General features: G+C 63.5%; 27 protein-coding genes and 1 riboswitch. Of the genes, 12 read left to right on the top strand and 15 right to left on the bottom strand.

The genetic code is table 11. The features are described 5' to 3' along the window. Positions 1 to 73: 73 nt before the first annotated feature. Positions 74 to 1,228 (bottom strand): ISNCY family transposase, encoded by a 1,155-nt coding sequence (locus tag FJ942_RS15035; protein WP_140898061.1) that lies wholly within the window; start codon positions 1,226 to 1,228, stop codon positions 74 to 76. Positions 1,229 to 1,530: 302 nt separating this feature from the next. Between FJ942_RS15035 and FJ942_RS15030 the strand changes: the two genes are divergently transcribed. The 6 genes from FJ942_RS15030 to FJ942_RS15010 all read left to right on the top strand — a co-directional run bounded on the left by FJ942_RS15030 (position 1,531) and on the right by FJ942_RS15010 (position 3,951). Then, a complete protein-coding gene (locus tag FJ942_RS15030) occupies positions 1,531 to 1,740 on the top strand; it encodes a cold-shock protein (RefSeq protein WP_010915421.1) in 210 nt (69 codons plus the stop codon). Positions 1,741 to 2,074: 334 nt separating this feature from the next. Continuing rightward, complete coding sequence (locus tag FJ942_RS15025; RefSeq protein WP_140515521.1) at positions 2,075 to 2,302, top strand: hypothetical protein; 228 nt, start codon at positions 2,075 to 2,077, stop codon at positions 2,300 to 2,302. Beyond that, entirely contained in the window at positions 2,302 to 2,706 is a 405-nt protein-coding gene (locus FJ942_RS15020; protein WP_140494290.1) for a hypothetical protein, read from the top strand. Before FJ942_RS15025 ends, FJ942_RS15020 begins: the two co-directional genes overlap by 1 nt. A gap of 1 nt (position 2,707) precedes the next feature. Then, entirely contained in the window at positions 2,708 to 2,875 is a 168-nt protein-coding gene (locus FJ942_RS28530) for a hypothetical protein (RefSeq protein WP_181169913.1), read from the top strand. Positions 2,876 to 2,929: 54 nt separating this feature from the next. After that, the gene (locus FJ942_RS15015; RefSeq protein ID WP_140898059.1) at positions 2,930 to 3,262 is read left to right on the top strand and encodes a YkgJ family cysteine cluster protein; all 333 of its coding nucleotides are present in this window, start codon (positions 2,930 to 2,932) and stop codon (positions 3,260 to 3,262) included. Positions 3,263 to 3,339: 77 nt separating this feature from the next. Beyond that, positions 3,340 to 3,951 (top strand): LysE family translocator, encoded by a 612-nt coding sequence (locus tag FJ942_RS15010; protein WP_140494286.1) that lies wholly within the window; start codon positions 3,340 to 3,342, stop codon positions 3,949 to 3,951. Between the two features lie 99 nt (positions 3,952 to 4,050). Here the strand turns inward: FJ942_RS15010 and FJ942_RS15005 are convergent, their stop codons facing one another. From FJ942_RS15005 to FJ942_RS14990, 4 genes are all read right to left on the bottom strand, one after another. Further along, positions 4,051 to 4,329, bottom strand: coding sequence for a hypothetical protein (locus FJ942_RS15005; RefSeq protein WP_140898057.1), 279 nt, complete (start codon positions 4,327 to 4,329; stop codon positions 4,051 to 4,053). Positions 4,330 to 4,435: 106 nt separating this feature from the next. Then, entirely contained in the window at positions 4,436 to 4,810 is a 375-nt protein-coding gene (locus FJ942_RS15000) for a nuclear transport factor 2 family protein (RefSeq protein ID WP_140898055.1), read from the bottom strand. Positions 4,811 to 4,827: 17 nt separating this feature from the next. Then, positions 4,828 to 5,274: an OsmC family protein gene (locus FJ942_RS14995; RefSeq protein WP_140560507.1), complete on the bottom strand. Its 447-nt coding sequence runs from the start codon at positions 5,272 to 5,274 to the stop codon at positions 4,828 to 4,830. Positions 5,275 to 5,310: 36 nt separating this feature from the next. Further along, a complete protein-coding gene (locus FJ942_RS14990) occupies positions 5,311 to 6,321 on the bottom strand; it encodes an NAD(P)-dependent alcohol dehydrogenase (protein WP_140898053.1) in 1,011 nt (336 codons plus the stop codon). Positions 6,322 to 6,420: 99 nt separating this feature from the next. Between FJ942_RS14990 and FJ942_RS14985 the strand changes: the two genes are divergently transcribed. Beyond that, positions 6,421 to 7,032 carry a TetR/AcrR family transcriptional regulator gene (locus FJ942_RS14985; protein ID WP_140494276.1) on the top strand — a complete coding sequence of 204 codons (612 nt, stop codon included), beginning with the start codon at positions 6,421 to 6,423 and terminating at the stop codon, positions 7,030 to 7,032. 100 nt (positions 7,033 to 7,132) lie between these two features. On the opposite strand, the gene groL is transcribed toward FJ942_RS14985, so the two are convergent. From groL to FJ942_RS14970, 3 genes are all read right to left on the bottom strand, one after another. Then, positions 7,133 to 8,788, bottom strand: a complete 1,656-nt coding sequence (groL, locus tag FJ942_RS14980; protein WP_140494274.1) for a chaperonin GroEL — start codon at positions 8,786 to 8,788, stop codon at positions 7,133 to 7,135. A 69-nt stretch (positions 8,789 to 8,857) separates the two neighbouring features. Then, positions 8,858 to 9,154 (bottom strand): co-chaperone GroES, encoded by a 297-nt coding sequence (groES, locus tag FJ942_RS14975; RefSeq protein WP_006203049.1) that lies wholly within the window; start codon positions 9,152 to 9,154, stop codon positions 8,858 to 8,860. Between the two features lie 393 nt (positions 9,155 to 9,547). Then, a complete protein-coding gene (locus tag FJ942_RS14970) occupies positions 9,548 to 10,174 on the bottom strand; it encodes a TetR/AcrR family transcriptional regulator (RefSeq protein ID WP_246679794.1) in 627 nt (208 codons plus the stop codon). A gap of 126 nt (positions 10,175 to 10,300) precedes the next feature. On the opposite strand from FJ942_RS14970, the gene FJ942_RS14965 reads away from it, so the two are divergent. From FJ942_RS14965 to FJ942_RS14955, 3 genes are read left to right on the top strand one after another with little or no spacing between them, the layout of a single operon-like run. Next, entirely contained in the window at positions 10,301 to 11,482 is a 1,182-nt protein-coding gene (locus tag FJ942_RS14965) for an MFS transporter (protein ID WP_140898052.1), read from the top strand. A 12-nt stretch (positions 11,483 to 11,494) separates the two neighbouring features. Continuing rightward, positions 11,495 to 12,787: a D-arabinono-1,4-lactone oxidase gene (locus tag FJ942_RS14960; protein WP_140898050.1), complete on the top strand. Its 1,293-nt coding sequence runs from the start codon at positions 11,495 to 11,497 to the stop codon at positions 12,785 to 12,787. Continuing rightward, positions 12,784 to 13,923, top strand: a complete 1,140-nt coding sequence (locus FJ942_RS14955; RefSeq protein WP_140898048.1) for a DSD1 family PLP-dependent enzyme — start codon at positions 12,784 to 12,786, stop codon at positions 13,921 to 13,923. The genes FJ942_RS14960 and FJ942_RS14955 overlap by 4 nt, the downstream gene beginning before the upstream one ends. A 139-nt stretch (positions 13,924 to 14,062) precedes the next feature. Here FJ942_RS14955 and FJ942_RS14950 read toward each other — a convergent pair whose 3' ends face one another. The 7 genes from FJ942_RS14950 to FJ942_RS14920 all read right to left on the bottom strand — a co-directional run bounded on the left by FJ942_RS14950 (position 14,063) and on the right by FJ942_RS14920 (position 19,912). After that, positions 14,063 to 14,518: a DUF2442 domain-containing protein gene (locus FJ942_RS14950; RefSeq protein WP_181169911.1), complete on the bottom strand. Its 456-nt coding sequence runs from the start codon at positions 14,516 to 14,518 to the stop codon at positions 14,063 to 14,065. Then, the gene (locus tag FJ942_RS14945) at positions 14,511 to 14,738 is read right to left on the bottom strand and encodes a DUF4160 domain-containing protein (protein ID WP_140494264.1); all 228 of its coding nucleotides are present in this window, start codon (positions 14,736 to 14,738) and stop codon (positions 14,511 to 14,513) included. The genes FJ942_RS14950 and FJ942_RS14945 overlap by 8 nt, the downstream gene beginning before the upstream one ends. Before the next feature lie 218 nt (positions 14,739 to 14,956). After that, on the bottom strand, positions 14,957 to 16,000 hold the full coding sequence (locus FJ942_RS14940; protein ID WP_140565109.1) for an ABC transporter permease: 1,044 nt from the start codon (positions 15,998 to 16,000) through the stop codon (positions 14,957 to 14,959). Next, the gene (locus tag FJ942_RS14935; protein ID WP_140515800.1) at positions 15,997 to 16,794 is read right to left on the bottom strand and encodes an ATP-binding cassette domain-containing protein; all 798 of its coding nucleotides are present in this window, start codon (positions 16,792 to 16,794) and stop codon (positions 15,997 to 15,999) included. Before FJ942_RS14935 ends, FJ942_RS14940 begins: the two co-directional genes overlap by 4 nt. An 85-nt stretch (positions 16,795 to 16,879) precedes the next feature. Further along, positions 16,880 to 17,887 carry a substrate-binding domain-containing protein gene (locus FJ942_RS14930; RefSeq protein ID WP_140515536.1) on the bottom strand — a complete coding sequence of 336 codons (1,008 nt, stop codon included), beginning with the start codon at positions 17,885 to 17,887 and terminating at the stop codon, positions 16,880 to 16,882. Positions 17,888 to 17,972: 85 nt separating this feature from the next. After that, positions 17,973 to 18,878, bottom strand: coding sequence for a sugar phosphate isomerase/epimerase (locus FJ942_RS14925; protein ID WP_181169909.1), 906 nt, complete (start codon positions 18,876 to 18,878; stop codon positions 17,973 to 17,975). Between the two features lie 2 nt (positions 18,879 to 18,880). Then, complete coding sequence (locus FJ942_RS14920; RefSeq protein ID WP_140898046.1) at positions 18,881 to 19,912, bottom strand: Gfo/Idh/MocA family oxidoreductase; 1,032 nt, start codon at positions 19,910 to 19,912, stop codon at positions 18,881 to 18,883. A 181-nt stretch (positions 19,913 to 20,093) separates the two neighbouring features. Here FJ942_RS14920 and FJ942_RS14915 point away from each other — a divergent pair, with 181 nt between their 5' ends. Both FJ942_RS14915 and FJ942_RS14910 read left to right on the top strand, forming a co-directional pair. Beyond that, complete coding sequence (locus tag FJ942_RS14915) at positions 20,094 to 21,119, top strand: LacI family DNA-binding transcriptional regulator (RefSeq protein WP_140494255.1); 1,026 nt, start codon at positions 20,094 to 20,096, stop codon at positions 21,117 to 21,119. A gap of 62 nt (positions 21,120 to 21,181) precedes the next feature. Continuing rightward, a riboswitch (cobalamin riboswitch) is annotated at positions 21,182 to 21,391 on the top strand. A gap of 256 nt (positions 21,392 to 21,647) precedes the next feature. Then, on the top strand, positions 21,648 to 22,436 hold the full coding sequence (locus FJ942_RS14910) for an ABC transporter ATP-binding protein (RefSeq protein WP_140557112.1): 789 nt from the start codon (positions 21,648 to 21,650) through the stop codon (positions 22,434 to 22,436). The last annotated feature ends 2 nt before the right edge of the window (positions 22,437 to 22,438 follow it).

The raw sequence follows: 22,438 nt of genomic DNA, 5'->3' as shown, positions 1-22,438 counted from the left end.
TGTCGGTAGCTAATCAAGTTGTCCGGTTTGGTAGCACATGATCTGTCCGCTTCTGTTTTGGCGTCGAAGCGGTTCACGCGGCTTGCCTGATGGGGCAAGTGTCTTCGATTGCGGCGCCGTCAGAGCTGTAGCGAGCAATGCGGCGCGGCCCGTGAAAGATCGCCAGGGTTCCATCCGGGTAGTGCCTGACCTTGACGGTGGCTTTGACGAAGTGATGCCGGATCGGGCTTTGCGGCAGCTGCAATCGCAGCCGCGCGAAGGCGACCGTGTTGTCGCGGGCAACGACGCGCTCCTCCTCGATGCACAGGATCTGGGCCAGTTGTTGCGGGTCTGCGGCGACAAAGGCGCTGTCCTCGACCGCGGCCGGCCTGGCGAAGCGGGCATTGTGAGCTGGTAGGTAGGTCTGTGCGATGAACCGGTTGGCGGCCTCGATGTCGGCAATTCCGGCCAGCGCCAGCTCTCTCGGCAGCCGATCCTGCAAGGTGGAGAACATCCGCTCCGAGCGGCCTCGCGCTTCAGGGGAATAGGCTGGAATATGTTCGATACCCAGCCGCTCGAGCGCCCGGCCGACCTGGGTCAGCCGGCTTTTGTCGACCGCCTCGCCGGCCTTCAGCGTCACGAAATAGTGGCTGCCGCGATCGCTGTAGAGGCTCGATGGCAATCCCTTGGCGACGAATGTCTCCAGAAGGCCCTGAAAGCTCGACGCCGTGCCTTCCTCCTCGATCAGGAAGGCCGAATAGATCGTGCTCGTCGCATCGTCCATCGTCACGATCAGGTCCAGCATCGGCTCACCCGCCAGCCATCGATGACGGCTGCCATCCTGATGCAGCATCATCCCCTCGCAAGGCTTCCTCTCCCGCTTGCGCCGGTGAGCACCGCGCCGCTTGGCCCGTTCCACAAGGCCCGCCGCGTGGAGCTGCGTCTTGATGAAGGTGTAGCCCCAGCTGAAATGGTGATCGCGCAGCAGGTGCTCGTGGAAATGCTTCACATTCCAGCCGAGGTAGCGATGACGGTAAAGCTCCAGCATCTCCTCAATCGCTTCCGCCGGCACCCGACGCGTCGAAAGCTTGCCCAAGCGCCGATCCAGCAACCCTGCTTCCCCAGCTTCTTCGTACCGGTCGCGGTAGCGTCGGAATTGCCGCTCCGACATGCCAAGCAACTCCCCTGCCTCCATCATCGAAAGATCGCCGCCATTCCAGCGGCTCAATACGTCCCGAAACTTTTGCATTCTCCGGTCCTGTAGCCATGCCGTCCGCTTCATCCCCAGCCTCCATCCGCTGGCGATAAAACCGGACAACTCACGTGCTACCTAATCCGGACAACTCATCTGCTTACGACAGGCGGGTGAGCCAAGAATTGACATGGCCGTTTAAATAGCTTACAAGACCTTTGTCGATATTTGTTGACTGACTTTTGTTATCCGCGCTTTGCAGCGCGCCTTTGACGAACTTCCCACATCAAAAATCGAGACAAACGACGTTGTGCATCCGCATGACGGCGAACGAGTATTTGCCATGGAAAGGGTTCGTCATGAGCACCGGCACAGTTAAATGGTTCAACGCCACCAAAGGTTTTGGTTTTATTCAGCCTGACGACGGCTCTGCCGACGTTTTCGTCCACATCTCGGCCGTAGAGCGCGCCGGCATGCGTGACATCGTCGAGGGCCAGAAGCTCGGCTACGAGATGGTCCGCGACAACAAGTCCGGCAAGATGTCGGCCGACCAGTTGAAGGCGGCCTGAAAAAGGATTCAGCCTTCCCGGTGACCACGGATGTACTGGCACTGGTGAATGGCGAATTCGGGCGCATGGCGGCGGAAACCTGAGTTTTCGCACGCTGCGTGCCGGAGCGTCCTGTGCATCCACTGGATGCGCGACGCTCTCATGGAAGGTCAGGCGGTGCCTGGCCTTTTTCACTTTGTGGGTCTCGCCGCCGAAAATGCGCTGCGCGTCGGCCTGAACGTGCTAAGGGACGCTCCAGCAAGTTGAATCCGCCGCCCCAATGCTTTTGTGCGTGGGTCCTGACTGAAGACCGGTCTTGCCCTATCGGCACGAGACTCCTGACAGGAGAAAGATTTTGACCGCCAATTCGAAAACAGCTGCTGATCAGGCAGTGCCCTTGTTCAGCAAGACGCAAACCCAGTCGATGTCGCTCAACCGCATCATTTCCGAACGCGATGCCCTCACCCAGGCGCGTGAAGCCAAGACCGCGCGTTTGCGCGAACTGCGCCTGGAAAAAGAGGCAGATGAAATGGCTGCGGCGGCCGCACAGGCGGCGTTGCCGAAACGGGCCGGAAGACGCTGATGGCGACGAAGCGTGTGCCGGCGACACCCATCGCCGCTGATGCGACCATCGCCGACATGGTCGAAACATTGGACAAGCCAGTCGAATATGTCCGGCGTGTGCTGGAAAAACTCGAACGCTGCAAGCGCGTCCATGGCGATGCACAGGTGCGCGTCGGCGTGCGGGGCCGCGCCGAGTGCCCGAACTATTTGATCGAATATGTCCGCCAAGACGCCAAGACCCGCGAGCCGGTGACCCATCAGGACGCCGCCTACAGCGGCAGCACGCATCGCGAACTGGCGCCGCATCACATCGCGGAGGCGAGGAACTGGTCGCCTGAGGAAATGAACATAACGGCGGTTTCGGCCCTGATCGGCCGTTTGCGCAGTCCGCGCGCACCATCGCGCTTCGCCGACGAGGACTGAGATGGCCATAAAATTCTCCGCCAAGGATCACCCGCCGGCGCCCGCCGCCGCTGCAAAGCCGGTCAAGCCGGCTGCCGCGCCGAAGGCGGATGCCGCTGCCGAGGCCGCGACCGACCTATTCAAGTCGCCGACCGAGGCGCCGTCGCGCAAGGCAGGCAAGAAGAAATAGCGCCTTGCCGCAAGACGCCGACCGCAATCTGCTGTGCAGGGACCGTTCTCGTTGGTGACCGCAGCAAGCCTTTCATCGCCCCAACGAGGCACCGTCCCGGCATTTGATTGCCAGAGCTGCGGCGCCTGTTGCTCCTACTCGGCCGAGTGGCCGCGCTTTTCCACCGAGGACGACGCGCAGCTCGACCGTATCCCGGACAAGTATGTCGCGGCCGATCTGTCGGGTATGCGTTGCGAGGGCCCGCGCTGTTCGGCTCTCTGTGGCGCAGTGGGCAAGGCAACCGCTTGCGGCATCTACGAGTTGCGCCCGGATGTCTGCCGCGCCTGCATGCCCGGCGACGAGGATTGCCTGATGGCGCGTCGGGCGCATGGGCTGCCTGTCCTCTGATCTGACGGCGCCGCGGCTTGTGCGCGGGGATTTCGCTGCTACGCTGCCCGCCGGGCAGCACAGCGGAGAACCAAATCGTGAGCATCGAATTCTTGTTGACGTCGCTGATCGTGGTGGCTTCGCCCGGCACCGGCGTCCTCTACACGCTGAGCGCCGGGCTTTCCCGCGGCGCCCGCGCCTCCATCGTCGCCGCTTTCGGCTGCACGCTCGGCATCATCCCGCATATGGCTGCCGCCATCACCGGCCTCGCCGCGCTCCTGCACACCAGCGCGGTCGCCTTCGAGACGCTGAAATATCTGGGCGTCGCCTACCTCCTTTACATGGCCTGGAACACGCTGAAGGAGAGGGGTGGTCTGAACGTCGAGGACAATGTCGCGCCGCGCTCCACCGGCAAGGTGATTGCGAGAGGCATCCTCGTCAATGTGCTCAACCCGAAGCTGTCGATCTTCTTCTTTGCCTTCCTGCCGCAGTTCGTCAGCACGACCGAGCCGCACGCGCTGTCGAAGATGCTGGAACTGAGCAGCGTCTTCATGCTTTTGACCTTCGTCATCTTCGTCGGCTATGGCATCTTCGCCGCCTCGATCCGCAGCCATGTCGCGTCGCGGCCGAGGGTGCTGACCTGGATGCGCCGCACGTTCGCCGGCGCTTTCGTCATGCTCGGCGCCAAGCTTGCGCTGGCGGACAGGTAGAATTCGTTCGCCTCGCCTTGGCACGAAATCGATGCCGAACAAAAGAAGGCGAGCCTTGGCCCGCCTTCTTTTGTTCTTCAACTCCGGACTAGCCGGCAATCATTTGTTCGCGCCGCCGAGCGCCTTCAATTTTTCGCAGAACGGGGCATACGGCTTGCTCATCGCCGCATCCTGACATTCCTTCATCATCATGGCTTGGTCGTCCTTGGACATTTTTGCCCAGGCGGTTTTCATCTCGGCGTCGGATTTCATCGTCTTCATGCTCGCATCGGTGAAGAACGGTTCCATCATCTTGGGCGAGTCGAGCGCTCCGGCAAGTGCCGTGCCGCTGAGAACGGTCAACGCGAGTGCTCCAAAGCAGGCGGTTCTGATGTTCATGACATTAGTCCTCCCTATGGTCTTTCTCGATCGTCGAATGGCGGTCGGACTCTATTCCTAGCACAAACCGATGTGTATTAGGAGTAACTCATATGGTGAGGCCGGCCTATCCCTTGACGTAGCCCATCGCCTCGACGATCCGCCCGCCCTCGACGCGCATCAGATTGACGCCGCGCAGCGAATTGCCGTCCGCCATCCAGTAGCGCCAGCGGATCGTCGCCCGCTCGCCGGCGACGAAGGTCTCCTCGATGTCGAAGCGCGTGCCGGGCTGGGTCGCGATCGCCGTCCATAGCCCGACGCAGGCCGCCTTGCCGGCATGGCGCGCACCGTCCGGTGCCGGCACGGTGTTTTCAATCACGCAGTCTTCGCCCACCAGCTCGGCGAGCGCCGACGGTTCGTGCAACTGGAACACATCGTTGAAGCGCCGCATGATCTCGGCTGTCCGCCGCGACTCTGGATGGCTGTCTATGATGCTGCTCATCTCGTGCTTCTCCTGATTTATTGTTGCGCGGCGGTACCCACGAGGGTCGCCTTGAGGTTGATCTGGGCCACGCCGGCCAGCGCGCGCGAAACGAGACAGCTCGCCTTGGCGGACTGGGCAAGGCGCTCGAACTGGTCTTCGGCGAGCCCCGCGACGTCCACCGCCGTTTCAAGGTCGATGCGGGTGATGGTCGGCCCGGCCTCCGTCGCTCCGAGGTGCACCCTGGCGATGGTGCGGATGTCCCGGGGAATATGACCTCCCTGGCCAAGGATGAAGGTCAGCGCCATCGAGAAGCAGCCGGCATGCGCGGCCGCAATCAGTTCTTCCGGGTTGGTGCCGGGGCCGTTCTCGAAACGCGACGGAAAGGAATAGGCGCCTTCGAACACACCACTGCCGAGCCGCAGCCGGCCTGAACCTTCCCTCAGCGTGCCTTGCCACTCGGCCGAAGCTTCACGAATTGTCATTGCTGTTCTCCCTTCTGGTTCGATCGATATGAAAGATCAGGCTCCGTCGATGACGACCTTCCCGAACACGTCGCCTTGCTGGAAATAGCGGTAGGCGTCGCGGGCCTCGGCGAAGGGGAAGACCTTGTCGATGACCGGTCTCAACCGGTGCGCCGAGACGGCGTTGAGCATCGTTTCGAGGTTTGCGCGGCTGCCGACGAACAGACGGCCGATTGTGACGAGGCTGCGCTGATAGACGGCGCCCGGGATCTGCACCGTTGCGCCCTTCGCATCCTGAATGGTGAGCAGCACGATGCGCCCGTAAAGCGCGCTGGCGATCAGCGACTGCGCGAACGTCGGCGGGCCGCCGGTTTCGACGGTAAGGTCGATACCGCCGGTCTCGCCACGCACCATCGCCCCCCATTCCGGCATGTCGGTCGAGGACACGACGAGGTCGGCCCCCATCGCCCGCAGCTTGCCGACCTTCTCGGCGCGAGAGGTGACGGCGACGACGCGGCAGCCGAGCAGCTTAGCGAACTGCAACGCGAACAGCGAGACGCCGCCCGAGCCTATGACTAGAACCCATTGGCCGGGCTTGGGAATCTCCGCCCCGGTCAGTGCGTTCCAGGCTGTCAGGCCGGCGCAGCTCAGCGTTGCCGCCTCGCGCCAGTCGAGATGCTCGGGAAGTCGCACCGCCCATTGCTCGTCAAGCACGGCGTACTCGCCGAGCATGCCATCCAGCGTGCAGCCGAGCTGGTCGATCATTCCGGCATTGATGCGGCCATCGATCCAGCGGGCGAAATAGCTGCCGGTGACACGGTCGCCGACGGCAAAGCGTGTGACATCATCGCCGATGGCGACGACCTCGCCGGCGCCGTCGCTGAGCGGAACGATCCCGCGGCGCGGTGTCAAGGGGTAGGTGCCATTGAGGATCATCGTATCGCGTCGGTTGAGCGAGGTGGCGCGCACCCGCACCACGATCTCCTGGGGCCTTGGCTCCGGTCGCACCTCTTCCCGCATCACCAGACATTCGGTTCCGCCCAAACCTTCAAGACGATAGCTGCGCATTTCGGCTTCCTTAATATATAGACCGATCTACATATTATATAGACCGGTTGTCATATTCATGGCAAGGCTTATAGTGACCCTCTCCTGACAGAGGTTGACATGGCCAACGATACGAGAGCCCGCATACTCGAAACGACCGGATTGCTGCTCAGGCGGCGCGGCTATCACGGCACTTCGCTCAATGATATACTGAGCGCCAGCGGCGCCCCGCGCGGCTCGCTCTATTTCCACTTTCCCGGTGGCAAGGATCAACTGGTCGTCGAAGTGACGCGCGCCAGCGTGGCCGAGGTGACTGAGAGGCTTGGTGCCGAGCTGGCGGCGGAAAGCGATCCGGCGGTCGCCGTTCACCACATCTACCAGTCGGTCGCTCGCATGCTGGAGGACAACGAATTCTCGCTCGGCTGCCCGATCGCGCCGGTCGTGCTCGATGCGCCGAACGACGTGCCGGACTTGGAGGAAATCTGCCGCTCCGCTTTCGAGCAGTGGATCGGCCTGCTGCGCCAGGCGTTTGTCAGGGCAGGGGTGGTCGAGCGCCGCGCACGGGCGCTGGCGCTGTTGGTCGAGTCCTCGCTGGAAGGCCTGATGGTGATTGCCCGCGCCACCCGCGATCGCTCATCGATCAACGTCGTGGCCGATGAGGTGGCTACCCTGATCGAGCAGGCAGTCCTCGCCGGCAAGGCGACGCGGCAAGCGGAGAGCACTGCTGTCTGACGCTGATTCCAACCGACTACGCTGAAGCAAGGCATGAATGTGCAAAGAAAAGGGCGGCATCGCTGCCGCCCTTTCCACATGCATAAAGCAGATGGCTGGATTAGAAGTCCATGCCGCCCATACCGCCCATGCCGCCGCCGCCCATGCCGCCAGGCATGCCGCCGCCAGCCGACTCCTTCTTCGGAGCCTCCGCGATCATGGCTTCGGTGGTGACCAGCAGGCCGGCGACCGAGGCCGCGTCCTGGAGAGCCGTACGCACGACCTTGACCGGATCGACGATACCCATGGCGATCATGTCGCCATATTCGCCGGTCTGGGCGTTGTAGCCGAAGGTCGCGCCCTTGTTCTCGAGGATCTTGCCAGCAACGATCGATGCTTCCGCACCGGCGTTGGCAGCGATCTGACGGGCCGGGGCCTGCAGTGCGCGGCGAACGATGTTGATGCCGGCGGCCTGGTCGGAGTTGACGCCGGTGGCCTTGAGGTTGCCCGAAGCGCGCAGCAGGGCCACGCCACCGCCGGCAACGATGCCTTCTTCTACGGCCGCGCGGGTCGCGTTGAGGGCGTCATCGACGCGGTCCTTCTTTTCCTTCACTTCCACTTCGGTCGCACCGCCGACGCGGATAACGGCAACACCGCCGGCGAGCTTGGCCAGACGCTCCTGCAGCTTCTCCTTGTCGTAGTCCGAGGTGGTCTCCTCGATCTGCTGCTTGATCTGGGCAACGCGGCCCTGGATCTCGGCCTTCTTGCCGGCGCCGTCGACGATGGTGGTGTTCTCCTTCGAGATCGACACCTTCTTGGCGCGGCCGAGCATGTTGAGGCCGACATTCTCGAGCTTGATGCCGAGGTCTTCGGAGATGACCTGGCCACCGGTGAGGATGGCGATGTCTTCCAGCATGGCCTTGCGGCGATCACCGAAGCCCGGAGCCTTGACGGCGGCGATCTTCAGGCCACCGCGCAGCTTGTTGACGACCAGCGTGGCCAGGGCCTCGCCTTCGACGTCTTCCGAGATGATGAGCAGCGGCTTCGAGGTCTGCACGACCGCTTCCAGGACCGGCAGCATGGCTTGCAGGTTGGAGAGCTTCTTCTCGTGGAGCAGGATGTAGGCGTCCTCGAGATCGGCAACCATCTTGTCGGGGTTGGTGACGAAGTAGGGCGAGAGATAGCCGCGGTCGAACTGCATGCCTTCGACGACTTCCAGCTCGGTCTCGGCGGTCTTGGCTTCCTCGACGGTGATGACGCCCTCGTTGCCGACCTTCTGCATCGCTTCCGCGATCATCTTGCCGACCGACTCGTCGCCATTGGCCGAGATGGTGCCGACCTGGGCGACTTCCTCGGAGGTCTTGATCTTCTTGGCGGCCTTGCCGAGAGCTGCGACCACTTCGGTCACGGCCAGGTCGATGCCGCGCTTCAGGTCCATCGGGTTCATGCCGGCGGCAACCGCCTTGTGGCCTTCCTGGACGATCGACTGCGCCAGAACGGTCGCGGTCGTGGTGCCGTCGCCGGCGATGTCGTTGGTCTTCGAAGCGACTTCGCGGACCATCTGCGCGCCCATGTTCTCGAACTTGTCCTCAAGTTCGATTTCCTTGGCGACGGTGACGCCGTCCTTGGTGATGCGCGGTGCGCCGAACGACTTGTCGATGACGACGTTGCGGCCCTTGGGGCCGAGCGTGACCTTCACCGCGTCGGCGAGGATGTTGACGCCGCGCAGCATGCGCTCACGGGCGTCGCGGGAGAATTTTACGTCTTTGGCAGCCATGTTCAACTCCTGGCAGGGGCTCGGATCGAGCCCGAAGATTCAAGATTCAGTTGATGGAAAGGCCGATATTCAGCCGATGATGCCCATAATGTCGGATTCCTTCATGATCAGAAGGTCTTCGCCATTGAGCTTGACTTCGGTGCCCGACCACTTGCCGAACAGGATGCGGTCGCCAGCCTTGACGTCCAGGGGCACGAGCTTGCCAGCTTCGTCGCGGGCGCCGGAGCCGACGGCGATGATCTCGCCTTCCTGCGGCTTTTCCTTCGCCGTGTCGGGGATGATGATCCCGCCGGCGGTCTTGGATTCGGATTCGACCCGGCGTACGACCACGCGGTCATGAAGCGGGCGGAACTTCGACTTTGCCATGTTTTCTTCCTCGATGAGAACGGTGAGAAACAGTTCCTCCGTCCGGCGAAGCCGGACAATCTACAAAGCCCGGCGGTACCGGACCTGTGGTTAGCACTCACCCAGGGCGAGTGCTAACGTGGCGGTGAAATAGGCTGCTGGCTGGCGAGAGTCAAGGCGCGCGCGAGCGGGCAGCGGCGCGAAATTTTGTTTTCCGCGAAAGCCCGCTCGCAGAACGTGCCAGTTGCCGCTGGCCTTTCATGCGAAATGCGCCGGTTCCTCCCGCAATCGACGGCAAAACAAGGCGCGGAGGGGTGCTCTGCCGCTATCGGTCAGAGATCCTGGCGCCCGATACTTCGATACGCAAGACGTGTCGATGTCACGGGAGAGGGGCGCGAAAGCCGCCGCCGAAAACTACAGAAACAATCTCAGCTGCGTATGGATGATGGACCTGTAGTCGTCGATCGTGCGGCGGCCTTCCTTCTCGTCCTGCGTCAGCGCTAGCCGCACGACGCCGCCGGCAAGCTGGAAGATCAGGAACACCACGCGCGCGAAGTCTTCGCGCCGGTCGGGCCGCAGCATCGGAGCGACGTGGTCGCAGAACATCTTGGCCTGGTGCCTTGTCTCAGCAATGTCGAGGTTCTGCAGCGCCTTGTCAGCCTGTATCGCGTTCTGCAGATCCTGGATGGCCGGGTTGTCGGCCACGCGCCGGTAATAGTCCTCGATCATGCGGTCCGCGGCAGCCGTCACGTCCTCAAGCCCACTTATTTCGGCGATGATCTCGCCGAAGCGTGCGCGGCTTTCCTCCGAGAAGCGCTCATAGAGCATCGCCAGGATCGCCGATTTGTTGGGGAAATAATGGTAGACGGTGGCGATCGGTCCGCCCGCCAGTGCGCCCACTTCCTTCATCGTCACCGCGTCGATGCCTTTTTCGCCGATCAGCCGCATGGTCGTCGAAAGGATCGCGTCGATGCGTTCGCGGCTCCGCTCCTGCTTGGGCCTGCGCCTCGGCGCCGTCGCCATCCGGCTTGCTTCTGCCATGCGCCCAATCTCTCGCGAGAGCTTCAAAATTCCCGGTTGACAAGAAACATGATCAAGTATCAGTTTCGTAATGCTGACAAATTGTCAGCTTTTTTATCGCACTGCAAGGACGTTGGGAGGCGCCTCGTGACTGCGACGCAAGCCGTACAAGCGGAAAATGGCGATTGGCTGGTCGGCAACCCGACCGGCGTCGAGCTCGGCTCCGCATTATGGATCGGCTCGGTCGGGCTGCTGATCCTCGGGCTTCAGCCCGTGCTGCTTGGCGCGCTCTACACCGAGGGCCATGTCAGCGGCGATGAACTGGCGCTGGTCGCCACGGCGGAGATGATCGCGATCGCCATCGGTTCAGCCGTGGTGGCGATGCTGCTTTCCGCGCGCAACATGCGCTGGAAAAGCGCCGTCCTTTTGATCCTGCTGGCCCTGGCGAATGTATGGACCGCCCATGCCGCAAGCGCCAATGCGCTGATCGCCGCCCGCGCCATCGCCGGGCTGGCTGAGGGCGGCCTGGTCGCGATCGCCACCGAACTGATCGCCCGTTCGCGCCGGGCGGAGCGCATCGGCGGCTATTTCGTGACGCTGCAGACCCTGGCGCAATGTGCGCTCGCTCTGCTTTTGGCACTCTATGTCATTCCCGAGGCGGGGTCGTCCGGCGGCTTCATCGTGCTTGCCGTCGTCTGCGTCGTCTCGCTGGCGGCCGCTTTCACCGTACCCGGTGACTACGCCGACCTGCCGAAAGAGGAGAACCTGGCCAATGTGCTGACGGTTCCGTCGATCACCGCGCTATTGTCGGTCTTCTGCTACTTCATGTTCTTCGGCGCGATCTGGGCCTTCCTGGAACCGCTCGGTGCGCAGTATGGGATTGATAGCTGGACCGTCGGTCTGATCGTCTCGGCCAGCCTGGCGACGCAGGTCCTGGGCGCGATGACGGCGACCGTGTTCGAGGCGCGCATCGATTACCGCATTGCCATTACGGCCATCGGTGCCGTCGCGCTGGTCTCCTCCCTTGTTCTTGCCAGCGCACCTGGCCTGACGACATTCTGGATCGCCGCCTTGGTCATGGGCTTCATCCTGTTGTTCATCGTACCCTATCAGATCCGGCTGGCGATCACGGCCGACGAGACGCGTACCGCCGTGCTGCTGGTGCCGGCTGCACAGCTCTTCGGCCTGGCGATCGGGCCGGTCGCGGCGTCGCTGCTCATCGACGGCAAGGATTTCCGGCCGGTGCCGGAATTCGCCGCGGCAAGCGCGTTTGCCAGCGTGGCCCTGCTTGGCCTGTTCGTGACCACTATGCGCCGTCGGCGCGCCTGACGGGACGGCTGCATGTCGACAATCACCGCGCGGAACTGGAGCAACTGGTCGGGCTTCGTGCGCGCCGAGCCGAAGCTGGTCGCCACTCCAACCGACGCCGGCGAGCTTGCCGATCTGGTGCGCACGGCACCTGGGCCGCTGCGCGTGGCGGGTGCTGGCCACTCCTTCACGCCGCTGGTGGCATCGCAAGGCTCGATCGTTTCCCTAGAGAAGATCGAGGGGCTGGTCTCGCACGATGTACAAAGCCATCGCGCGCGGGTGCGGGCAGGGACCCGGCTCGGCCCGCTGATGCACATGCTGCAGGGCATCGGCCAGGGGCTTCCCAACATGGGCGACATCGACCGCCAGGCGATCGGCGGCGCGCTGGGCACCGCCACCCATGGTTCCGGGCCGACGTTGGGTGCTTATCACACCCAGTTGGAGACGGTGCAGATCGTGGACGGACGGGGCGAGTTGCGCGAATTCGATCGGACCCGCGACCAGGACATGATCCAGGCGATGGGCGTTGCGCTCGGCTCCTTCGGCATCTTGACCGAAGTCACGCTGAACAACATCGCGACCTACCGGCTGCGCCGCCGCAAATGGGTGCTGCCGATCGCCGACATGCTGCGCGATTTCGAGACGATGATGGCCGCGCACCGGTCGGCCGAATTTTATTACATTCCGTTTTCCGGCTACGCGCAGTTCATCGCCAGCGACCTCAGCGACGCGAACCCGACCACCAGGCCCACCGGCGACGACGAGACCGGCCTGGCGACGCTACGCAAACTGAGCCGGGGGCTGCGCCGGCTCCCATGGCTGCGCCGCTCTTTGATCCGCGGCGCCGTGAAAAAGGTGCCGGCCGAGGATTATGTGCAAGACTGGCTCAACGTCTATGCCAGCGACCGCCAGACCAAGTTCAACGAGATGGAGTATCATCTGCCCTTCGAGGAGGGGCCGAAGGTGATCACGCAGATCATCGAGCTGACCGAGAAGCACTTTCCGGAAGTCTATTTTCCGATGGAGGTGCGCTCGGTGGCACCCGACATGTTCTGGCTTTCGCCCTTCTACAAGCGTCTGACCTGCTCGATCGCCATTCACCACGATGCCGCCAACGACCCTGAGCCCTTCATGCGGGCGGCCGAGCCGATCTTCCGCAGGCATGGCGGCCGGCCGCATTGGGGCAAGATGCACAGCCTGAAGGCGGCGGATCTCAAAAAGCTCTATCCGCGCTGGGATGATGCGATGGCCGGTCGGCGAGACATCGATCCCGAGAACCGTTTCGTCTCGCCCTACATGGCCGGCCTGTTCGGCATCGGCCAATGAGCGGCTATTTCACCACGCTGTCTGATGCGTTGAGGGCGGCCGGCGTCTTTCAGCCTTGTCTGGTGCTCGACCGCGACCGGCTGGACCGCAACATCGACCTGGTGAAGCAGAGACTGGCGCCCGGCCTTGCCGTGCGGCTGGTCGACAAGTCGCTTGCTTGCCTGCCGCTGCTTTCGCATATCGCCGAGGCGCTCGGCACCCATCGCTTCATGACGTTTCATCCGCCGATCACAAGGGCCGTGCTCGACGCTCTTCCCGATGCCGACATGCTTTACGGCAAGCCGATGCCGGTCGGCGCGGCAAGGCAAGCGATTTCAAGCGGCACCGCCGACTGGTCGCGCGTCTGCTGGCTGATCGACAGCGAAGAGAGACTGGCGGAATACGGCGCTCTGGCCGCCGAACTCGACGTCGGGTTGCGCATCGCTTTCGAGATCGATGTCGGGCTGCATCGGGGCGGGTTCGCCGAACCGCGTGCGCTGTCGAAGGCATTGAACGTGCTGCCCGCCCGGTTGCGCTGCGGAGGCGTCATGGCCTACGAGGCGCACGCGCCGCACATTCCCGGTCTGTTCGGCGGTCCCAAAAAGGCGCTGGCAGAGGCGTCGCAGCGGGCCGCGGCGTTCATCGCGGCTCTCGGCGAGGACCAGCGCCGAACACTGAACATCGGCGGCTCGAAGACCGCGTTGCTTCATCGTGGCGGCATGGCCAACGAAGTGTCGATCGGGTCGGCCTTCGTGCTGCCCGGGGATTTCGACACGCCCGGCCTCGACGGCTTCCAGCCCGCGGCCTTCATCGCCACGCCTATCCTCAAGGTGGTCGAGCCGATGCTGCCAGGCCCGCCGGCGGTCACCCGCCTGCTGCAGACGGTCGGCCGGTTTCCGCGCAAGGGTTGCTATCTCTATGGCGGCAAATGGATGGCCGAACCGGTGTTTCCCGAAGGCATGGAGACCAATGGCCTGCTTGGCCTTTCCTCGAACCAGCAATTCATGGGCCTGCCCGGCGATGCCACCACCAGGTCAGGCGACTACGCCTTCCTGCGCCCGACGCAGAGCGAGGCGGTGCTGCAGCAGTTCGGACCGATCGCGGTTTTTTCGGGCGGCAGCCTCGTGGACCGCTGGCCCGCGCTGCCGATGGGGTAGGCATGGTGCCTCGTTACGATGAGGCTAAACCAGACGCTTCGATGTAACAGACCGACCGTCAACCCAAAGCCACGATGCGCTGGCGGCCAGCAGCCGCATGCTTGGAACAGTCAGCGAGCCTATCCGCCTCCAGACGGGGTCATCGTTGACCGGCCTTCTCGGCGAGATATCGAGTAGCCAACGCGATTGAATTGGGGATCGGTGTCGATCCTCTATAGTTGGCAATTTGGCGCCTGGAGATTTCCAACTGGAGCGCCATCCCCTCAAGCGAGAATTTCAGCAGATCGTCCATGATATGGCGGAATTCCCGGTTCTCCATACCAATTGAGGGCAGGGTATCGATCCATTCGGCTGACAACTCGATTCCCCCGTCCCACTCGATTGCATTGCCGTCTTCGTTAACCCGCATGGTTCCAAACAGCTCGTCATCGTCGCGAAGCGGAATGAAGTGTCGATGGCTATTCAACACTGGATTCAGGTCAACCGTATTGGAGCGGCCGTCTCGCCAGGTGATGCGCACGCGGCGGCCATCAATCATGGTGACCAAGGCGATCCTGGGGAGCGGATTGCCGACTGTTACGATATCGTCAACCATTGAGGCGGGTCCATTCATTGCGCAACTCCTCTTCATGCGAGTTAGCCCAAGCGATTACGGCATCGAGGTCTTTGCGACGCATTTGGCCACGCAACACGTTCCATGAGCCAATCCTGATCAGGACTTCATACTCACCCTTCAACGCGTGAAAGTGAGGCGGGTTATGGTCATCCGCAAAGACCTGAATCTTGATGCCGTCGAGAACCTTCAAAGTGGGCATGTGGCTGTTCCATCGCGCCAAATTTAATGCAGAGGGTGCACTAAATCAAGCGAAAGTGCACTGGGTGCACCAAAGCGTCGCATTTCATCAGTTTGATCGATATTGCGCGTGACGTAAATCGACGACCCCGGCCCTGCGTTCTCGTCCGCGCGGCCGCCGTTGTAGCTACCGGATTGAGCTCGGACGGTCGCGCCGAACGGCCGGCCTTGGGTAGCGTTTCAGCGGTAGCGCGCCTGGTTCCAGCGGTGGCCAAGCAGCGACAGGATGATGATCAGCCCGTTGAAGAACTGCACATAGAAGCCGCTGAGGCCGGCAGCGACGACGCCGGTCTGGATGAACGCCACCGTCAGCGCGCCGATAGCGCCGCCAAACACGGTACCGATGCCGCCCCAGGTCGGCGTGCCGCCGACGAACACCGAAGCCAGCACCGGCAACAGATAGCCGTCGCCGGCGGTTGGCCACCAGGTGAAGTTGATCATCGTCGAGAAGGTGCCGCCGATCGCGGCCCCGATGCCGACGAAGACGAACACCTTGACCTTCACCCGCTTGACGTCGATGCCCATCTGCTGGGCGCTGTCGGGATTGTCGCCGACCACCTTCACCTGCGCGCCGAAGCGGTGGCGGTTGTAGAGCAGCGCGGCGAACACGACGAAGGCGAGCGCCCACAGGATCTGTACCGGAATCCCGTAAACCTGGCTGGAGAAGATCGTATAGGTCCAGCTTTGCCCGAGCGTCGGCAGCGCGGTCGACTTGCCTTCGTTGATGATCTGGATCAGCCCGCGCAGCAGGAAGTTCATGCCGAGCGTGGCGATCAGCGACGACAGGCTGCCATAGACGACCAGCACGCCGACCAGGAAGCCGAGCAGCATGCCGGTGGCGAGTGCTGCGACGATGCCGAGGAAGGGATCGTAGCCGGCCTGAACGACCAGCGCGAAAACCCAGGAGGCAAAACCCATCGTCGCCGGAAATGACAGGTCGATTTCGCCAGCGGTGACGACAAAGACCAGCGGCACGACCACGAACAGCGCGACCGGCAGCGTGGTCAGCACGGAGCTGTAAAGAAACCAGGTGGTGAACACCGTCGGATTGGCGATGGTGAAGGCGACCATCATCACCACGAAAACGCCGAGCGTGCCCAGCGCCGCGCGATTGTCGAGAACGAAGCCGCGCAGCAAATGATCCGACGGGTGCTTCCACGCCGCTTCGCCCATTTCGGTATGGGGCGAGGGAGCCTGGCGATTGGGCTCGGCGATGTTGCTCATGGCCTTGTGTCCTCCGCGCGCTGGGCTTCGCCCAAGCCGGGCAGTCCGCCGGGATGCGCGAGGTCTTCCATGAAATTGACGAGCGTGTCGGCCGACTTGATGTCGCGCTTGTCGGCCTGCAGCGCCACAGTGCCACGATCGAGCACGACGAAACGGTCGGCGATGTCGAAGACATGGTGGATGTTGTGGCCGATGAACAGGATCGAGCGCCCGCTCGCCCGCACCTGGCGCACGAAGTGGAAGACCTTGGCGGTTTCGGTCAGCGACAGAGCCGTTGTCGGCTCGTCGAGGATGATCAGGTCGGCCTGCTTGTAGATGGCGCGCGCGATCGCCACGCCCTGGCGCTCGCCGCCGGAAAGCTGGCCGACGACGGACTGCGGCGTGAACACTTTCGAAGTGAAGCCGATCTCGCGCATAAGCCGGCTCGCCTCCCTGATTTCGGTGCCGACTTTCAGCCAGCCGAGGAAGCCGGTGAGTTCGCGCCCCATGAAAATATTGCGCACGATGGTCTGCTGCACTGCCAGCGCACGGTCCTGGAAAACGGTCTCGATGCCGGCGTCGCGCGAGCGCGCGGCGTTCCAGCCGGTGACCGGCTTGCCGCGAACGAGGATCTCGCCACTGGTGGGCTTGACCGCGCCGGCAAGAATCTTAATCAGCGTCGACTTGCCGGCGCCATTGTCGCCGATCAGTCCGACCACCTCGCCGCGGTCGACGCTGAGATTGACCCCGCCAAGCGCATAGACCTGGCCGTAGGATTTCGTGATGTCGCGCAGTTCGATGATGCGTTCGGCCATCGGGTCCTCGCTTGCTTGTCGCATGCCGGCGCTCGCCGGCGGTCCCGCCGGCCGGGCCTGAGCCCCCGGCCGGCGGCTTGGGAGGTCAGCGCAGTGCCTGCTTGGCCAGTTCGGCGACGATCTTGTAATTCTCAGGCGTGACGAAGCCGGCGCCGGTATCGACATTCATCGGTGCCAGCCCCAGCACCACTTGCTGGCAGAGGCTGAGGATCGGCAGATAGCCCTGCATGAACGGCTGCTGGTCGGCGGTCAGTTGCACCCAGCCGCCCTTGAAGGCCTCGACGATCTGCGGGCTGGTGTCGAAGCCGAAATTGAAGATGTCGCCCGGCTTCCGGCCCGCCGCCGTCATATAGGTCTGGACGTTGCCGAGCATCTGTCCGCCGGGGTAGCCAACGGCCTTCACGCCGGGATTGTTGAGCAAGGCGGCGGTGATCACCGGGATCGCCAGATTCGGATCGGCCGCCCATTCGGTGGCGGAATTGATTTGAACGACATCGATGCCGGCCTCTTTCAAGGCGGAGACGGTCCCACGCTCGCGGGCGCCGCGGCTCTCGTTCTCGAACGGGCCGATCATGATTGCCTTGTCACCGGCCTTGAGCTTGGCCAGCTTGAAGGCTTCCGCGCCGAGCGCGCGGCCCTGCTGTTCCTGCTGGGCGCCGACATAGCCCCCGCCGAAGGCCGCCACCACCGTCGGCACCGGCACGTTCTGGTACATCATCTTGATGCCGTCCTTATGCGCTTGTTCGGCCAGCGGCATGATGGCGGCGTCGCCGGGGTGGCCCATCATGGCAATACCGTTGGGCTTGACGGCGACCGCCTCGCGCAGCTGCTGGACCATTTTTTCGATGTCCCAGCCTGAGAAGATGTAATCCACTTTCGGTCCGAGATCGGCCGCAGCCTGCTTGGCGCCATTGTAGACAATGGTGCCGAAAGCGTCGCCCTCGGCGCCGCCGACGAAGAAACGGATGTGGACGTCCTTGCACCATTGCGCGTCGAGCGCCTGTGCCGGCAAGGTGGAGATGGCGGCGGCGAGCGCCGTGGCGGTCGCCACCACGGTCGTGCGCAGAAGTGTCGTTCTCTTGGCGATGCTCATGCACGTTCCTCCCTTTTGTCCTCGCGAGCGAGGGTTTCGACATCTGCTTCGGCAATCCCGTCCGGCTCCTCCCGCCGGCCAATCCTCACGTCGGGTTCGGCAGGTAGCTCAGGCCTCCCCTGCATTGCTGGAGGTATTCCAGCGCGCGGACCTGGCCTGTCATTTCAAGATCGTCGCGATAGACCGGGTCGTGCCAACCTTCGATGTCGATGGCGCCCTTGTATCCGGCCAGCCGCAATTCGCTGATCACCCGCGTCCAGTCGCTGTCGCCGAAGCCGGGCGTGCGCATCTGCACGAAGGGCAGGCGGCCGAAGACGCCGTGCTCGCGTATGACATCCCAGCGCACCGTCGCGTCCTTGCCGTGGACATGGAAGATGCGATGCGCCCATTTGCGGATCTGCGGGATCGGGTCGATCAGATAGACCAACTGATGGCAGGGCTCCCATTCCAGACCCAGATTCTCATCCGGCAATTCGTTGAACATCAGTTCCCAGGCGTCCGGATTATGGGCGATGTTCCAGTCGCCGGCGGCCCAGTTGCCATCCATGGCGCAATTCTCGAAGGCGATGCGCACGCCCTTGTCGGCCGCGCGTTTGGCCAATTCGCCCCAGACTTCGCGGTAGCGCGGCAGGCTGTCGGTCAGCGGCTTGCCGCGGATGCGGCCGGTAAAACCGCTGACCAGATTGGTGCCGAACAGATGCGCGCTGTCGATCGCCGTTTCCCAGGCCTTGAGCACGCCGCGGTCGGTGTCGCCGCTCTCGAGCGGATTGCCGAACACGCCGATCGAGCTGACGCTGACATCGGCATCGCCGATCGCGTCGCGGATCTCGCCGGCGAGCCGCCCCAGGTCCTTGCCGCCCAGCGTCTGCCAGAAGAAGGGCTGGACGCTCTCGAAACCGAGCGGCAGGATCTGCCTGACATAGGCGGCCGGGTCTTCGAGATTGGCCCGCACCATGGTGCCGATCCTGATGTCGAGAAGCGGGTCCGCCATGGTCATCCTTCCTGCCTGGGGATTTCGACCCGGCGCCCGGTCTCGGCGCTTTCGATCGCCGCGAAAACCATGGCCAGGCTCTTGATGTTGTCGGCGCCGCGCGTCTCCGGCTCGGTGCCGGTTTCCACGGCGCGGACGAAATCTTCCATGACGCCGAGATGCCCGCCGATGCGGTCGGCAGGGTCGAGCGGCGGCACCGCTACCGGCACGACCTTGTCGAGCAGGCCTTCGCGTTCCGGCAGCACGGCTTCGGCCTTCAACTCGTCATGACCATCCCAGGTCAGGCTGCCGCGTTCGCCGACGATGCGCCAACTGCCTTCCCAACTGGTGCGGAAACCGTCGGCGCACCAACTGCCGCGATAGGTGAACATCTTGCCCTGGCCGAGCTCGAAGGTGGCGCTTGCCGACGATCCCTGCCGGTACCAGGAATTGGCCGGCTCCCATTCCCGGCAATACACTTCGGTCGGCTCGCCATCGACCATGTAGCGGGCGGCGTCGAATGTATGGATCGCCATGTCGAGCAGCAGCACATGGCGCATGCCTTCGCGGAAACCGCCGAAATGCGGCGCAATGAAAAAATCGGCATGGATGCTGGTCGCAGCGCCGATGGCGCCGGAGCCGAGAAAGCGCCGGATGCGCCGGACGTTGGCGACGTAGCGGCGGTTCTGCACCACGGCATGGATGCGCCGGGCGCGCCGCGCATCGTCGATGATGGCGCGCGCATTGTCCGGGCTGTCGGCCAGCGGCTTTTCCGTCAACAGATGACAGCCATGGGCAAAGGCCGAATTCGCCACGGCGCGACGGGCGGCAGGCACGACCACGTCGAACACCGCATCGGGTCTGGTCTGGGAGAGAACGACGTCGAGATCGGTCCCGATCGCGACCCCGGCGAGGTCGTATTCGCGTGCCCGCTGGCGCGCCCTGTCGGCGTCGAGGTCGACGAGACCGACGATCTTGACGGCAGGGGATTGGCTGATGGCCTCGAGCCAGGTTTTGCTCATGGCTCCGCACCCGACCAGGACGACGTGCATCATCCAGCGCTCCTCCGGCCAACCCCTCCTGGCTGGCACCCACGGCAGTCCGTAAATGACTTCCGTAAACGTTTACGATGACACACCCGATGGCATATATTGTCAATCGGATTTGTACCGTCGGCTCTGAAACGCCTTGGCCGCACGACCGGCTGGTGCTAGCCAGAAGCAGGAGGGGGAGGTCTTGGCGTCCAGCATTCACGATCTTGCGCGACACCTGAACATTTCGATCGGTACAGTCTCGCGCGCGCTTAACGGGCGCGCCGACGTGAACGCCGAGACACGCCAGCGCGTGCTCGAGGCGGCCCGGAAGCTCAATTATTCACCGAACCACTCGGGCAGGAACCTACGCCGCGGCACCACCCATGCCGTGGCTTTCATGCTGCAGCCGCATCCGGGCGACCAGCAGTATGGCGAGCCGTTCTTCATTCCGTTCCTCACCGGACTGCAAGCGACATTGGCCGAGTGCGGGCTGGACCTGATCATCGTCATGGGCGCGCCGGCGGATTATCAGCAGGAGCGGCTGCGCCGCGTCGTCGAGACGCGTCGTGCCGATGCCGTCGTACTGGCCTGGACGCGGCGCGAGGACGATCGCATCGACTATCTGAGCAAGGCCGGCTTTCCCTTCGCGACGCTCGGCCGAAGCCGGTCCGGCGACGACAGCTATCCCTCTCTGGATCTGGATTTCGAGAAGGCGGGCGCCGATGCGGTCGACCGGCTGGTTGCGCGTGGCCACCGCCGCATCGCCGCCATCCGGCCGTCGCTTGACCTGAATTTCGGTTATCTGTTTCTGGAGGGTTATTGCAAGGCGCTGCGGCGGCACGGCATCGAAGTCGATCCCGGCCTGATTGTGGACGGTTTTATCAACGAAGCCGGTGGCTACGCGGTGACACCGCAAGTCATGCGGTCGAAGGATCCGCCGACCGCGATTATCTTCAACAACGACTCGATGGCGCTCGGCGGCTGCAAAGCGCTCGCCGAAATGGGGATCAAGCCCGGGCAGGATGTCGCGGTGATCGTCATCGTCGACACGCCGCTCTGCCGTTATTTCTCGCCGGCGCTGACCGGCTTTCGTCCGAGCCTTGACCCGATGGGGCGGCGGCTCGGCGAAATCCTGCTCGCCTCGCTCCCGGCTTTCGCCGGCGCGAAAGGGCCAGAGATCATTCGCGAGGTCTGGCCGCTGGAACTGGTGGCGCGCGATAGTGATTGACCACAAGTTTGTATCGTTATAACAGAACATGCATCGACCTTGCCTCGACGGTGCCTGCATCCTAGGCTGCGACTCGTGATGGTCCCCGCGCCGCAAGGCGAGGGGTGAAAAGGGAACATGGTGAGGCCCGATTTTCGGGTCGAAGCCATGGCTGCCCCCGCAACTGTAAGCGGCGAGCAAAATCCGAGAAGCCACTGGCCGGCAAGGCTGGGAAGGCAGGATGGCGCAACGACCCGCGAGCCAGGAGACCTGCCATCTGCATGGGTTGACCGGACGGGGTGTGCCGGGAGGAGACGCGGGGTTCGGTCTTGTCGACCGGTTCAAGCCAGCTTCCTTCCGTCGCCATTTTTGAAAGTGACGGAAGTTGGACGGCTCCATCGATCGCATTCACTGCATTCCCATGCATCGCATCATCGTGTGCACGCTTTGCCGCGATATCGCCACCGAGGTGAATTCAGGCCAGCGTCCGGCAGGATTGGCAAGCAAGACGCTGGCCCGTATTCCGGCAGGCCCTGCAAGGAATTGCCCATGACCGCGCCGCTTCTCGAGGCCCGCGACCTGGCCGCGGCGGCGGATGGCCTGCATCTGGTGCATCCGGTCAGCCTTTCGGTGGCGGCGGGCGACCGTCTCGCCATCATCGGTCCCAACGGCGCCGGCAAGACGACATTGCTGCGCATGCTGTCGGGCATGCTGCGGCCGAGTTCGGGCGAAGTGAAGCTCACCGGGCGCCTGCTGGACAGGATTTCGACCGCCGAGCGGGCGCTGCACATCGCCGTCGTCGGCCAGACCGATCAACCGGATCCACGGCTGGCGGTGATCGATTATGTCGAGCTCGGCCGGGTTCCGCATACCGGCCGCAGGCACAGGAGCGAGGAACGCGACATTGTCGTCGAGGCGCTGCGCCGGACCGGGCTGTTGCCGCTGCTTGGCCGCACCATCGGCTCGCTGTCGGGCGGCGAGCGCCAGCGCGCCCAGCTTGCCCGCGCCATCGCACAGGAGCCGAAGATCCTGTTCCTCGACGAGCCGACCAACCATCTCGACCCGCGGGCGCGCAGCGAGTTGCTCGAACTGGTTGCAGGCCTCGGCATGACCGTGATCGCGGTGCTGCACGATCTGGCGCTGGTGACGCCTTTCGCCACCAGGGTCGCGGTGATGAGCCATGGCCGGTTGCATGTGCTGGCGCCGCCACGCGAAGCACTCACTCAGCAGCTGATCCGCGAGATCTTCGGTGTCGACGTCTTTAGGTTGCGCCACCCGACGGAGGACCGCGAGCTGACGGTGTTCGAGGTTCCGAACCGTGCCGCGCCATCTTCGTGAGC

The organism is Mesorhizobium sp. B2-4-2 (assembly GCF_006442845.1).
Taxonomy (GTDB): domain Bacteria; phylum Pseudomonadota; class Alphaproteobacteria; order Rhizobiales; family Rhizobiaceae; genus Mesorhizobium.
Note: the sequence above shows the minus strand (reverse complement) of the source record. Positions and strands in the feature narration are given on the sequence as shown.

Coding starts and splice junctions, on each gene's coding strand:
- FJ942_RS14930 (WP_140515536.1), bottom strand. CDS start 17,887: ATGAGCATCGCCAAGAGAACGACACTTCTGCGCACGACCGTGGTGGCG.
- FJ942_RS14925 (WP_181169909.1), bottom strand. CDS start 18,878: ATGGCGGACCCGCTTCTCGACATCAGGATCGGCACCATGGTGCGGGCC.
- FJ942_RS15020 (WP_140494290.1), top strand. CDS start 2,302: ATGGCGACGAAGCGTGTGCCGGCGACACCCATCGCCGCTGATGCGACC.
- FJ942_RS14950 (WP_181169911.1), bottom strand. CDS start 14,518: ATGGTTGACGATATCGTAACAGTCGGCAATCCGCTCCCCAGGATCGCC.
- FJ942_RS14995 (WP_140560507.1), bottom strand. CDS start 5,274: ATGACAATTCGTGAAGCTTCGGCCGAGTGGCAAGGCACGCTGAGGGAA.
- FJ942_RS14955 (WP_140898048.1), top strand. CDS start 12,784: ATGAGCGGCTATTTCACCACGCTGTCTGATGCGTTGAGGGCGGCCGGC.
- FJ942_RS14910 (WP_140557112.1), top strand. CDS start 21,648: ATGACCGCGCCGCTTCTCGAGGCCCGCGACCTGGCCGCGGCGGCGGAT.
- FJ942_RS14935 (WP_140515800.1), bottom strand. CDS start 16,794: ATGGCCGAACGCATCATCGAACTGCGCGACATCACGAAATCCTACGGC.
- FJ942_RS15000 (WP_140898055.1), bottom strand. CDS start 4,810: ATGAGCAGCATCATAGACAGCCATCCAGAGTCGCGGCGGACAGCCGAG.
- groES (WP_006203049.1), bottom strand. CDS start 9,154: ATGGCAAAGTCGAAGTTCCGCCCGCTTCATGACCGCGTGGTCGTACGC.
- groL (WP_140494274.1), bottom strand. CDS start 8,788: ATGGCTGCCAAAGACGTAAAATTCTCCCGCGACGCCCGTGAGCGCATG.
- FJ942_RS14990 (WP_140898053.1), bottom strand. CDS start 6,321: ATGCGCAGCTATCGTCTTGAAGGTTTGGGCGGAACCGAATGTCTGGTG.
- FJ942_RS28530 (WP_181169913.1), top strand. CDS start 2,708: ATGGCCATAAAATTCTCCGCCAAGGATCACCCGCCGGCGCCCGCCGCC.
- FJ942_RS14940 (WP_140565109.1), bottom strand. CDS start 16,000: ATGAGCAACATCGCCGAGCCCAATCGCCAGGCTCCCTCGCCCCATACC.
- FJ942_RS14985 (WP_140494276.1), top strand. CDS start 6,421: ATGGCCAACGATACGAGAGCCCGCATACTCGAAACGACCGGATTGCTG.
- FJ942_RS15030 (WP_010915421.1), top strand. CDS start 1,531: ATGAGCACCGGCACAGTTAAATGGTTCAACGCCACCAAAGGTTTTGGT.
- FJ942_RS14945 (WP_140494264.1), bottom strand. CDS start 14,738: ATGCCCACTTTGAAGGTTCTCGACGGCATCAAGATTCAGGTCTTTGCG.
- FJ942_RS14960 (WP_140898050.1), top strand. CDS start 11,495: ATGTCGACAATCACCGCGCGGAACTGGAGCAACTGGTCGGGCTTCGTG.
- FJ942_RS15005 (WP_140898057.1), bottom strand. CDS start 4,329: ATGAACATCAGAACCGCCTGCTTTGGAGCACTCGCGTTGACCGTTCTC.
- FJ942_RS14970 (WP_246679794.1), bottom strand. CDS start 10,174: ATGGCAGAAGCAAGCCGGATGGCGACGGCGCCGAGGCGCAGGCCCAAG.
- FJ942_RS14920 (WP_140898046.1), bottom strand. CDS start 19,912: ATGATGCACGTCGTCCTGGTCGGGTGCGGAGCCATGAGCAAAACCTGG.
- FJ942_RS15035 (WP_140898061.1), bottom strand. CDS start 1,228: ATGCAAAAGTTTCGGGACGTATTGAGCCGCTGGAATGGCGGCGATCTT.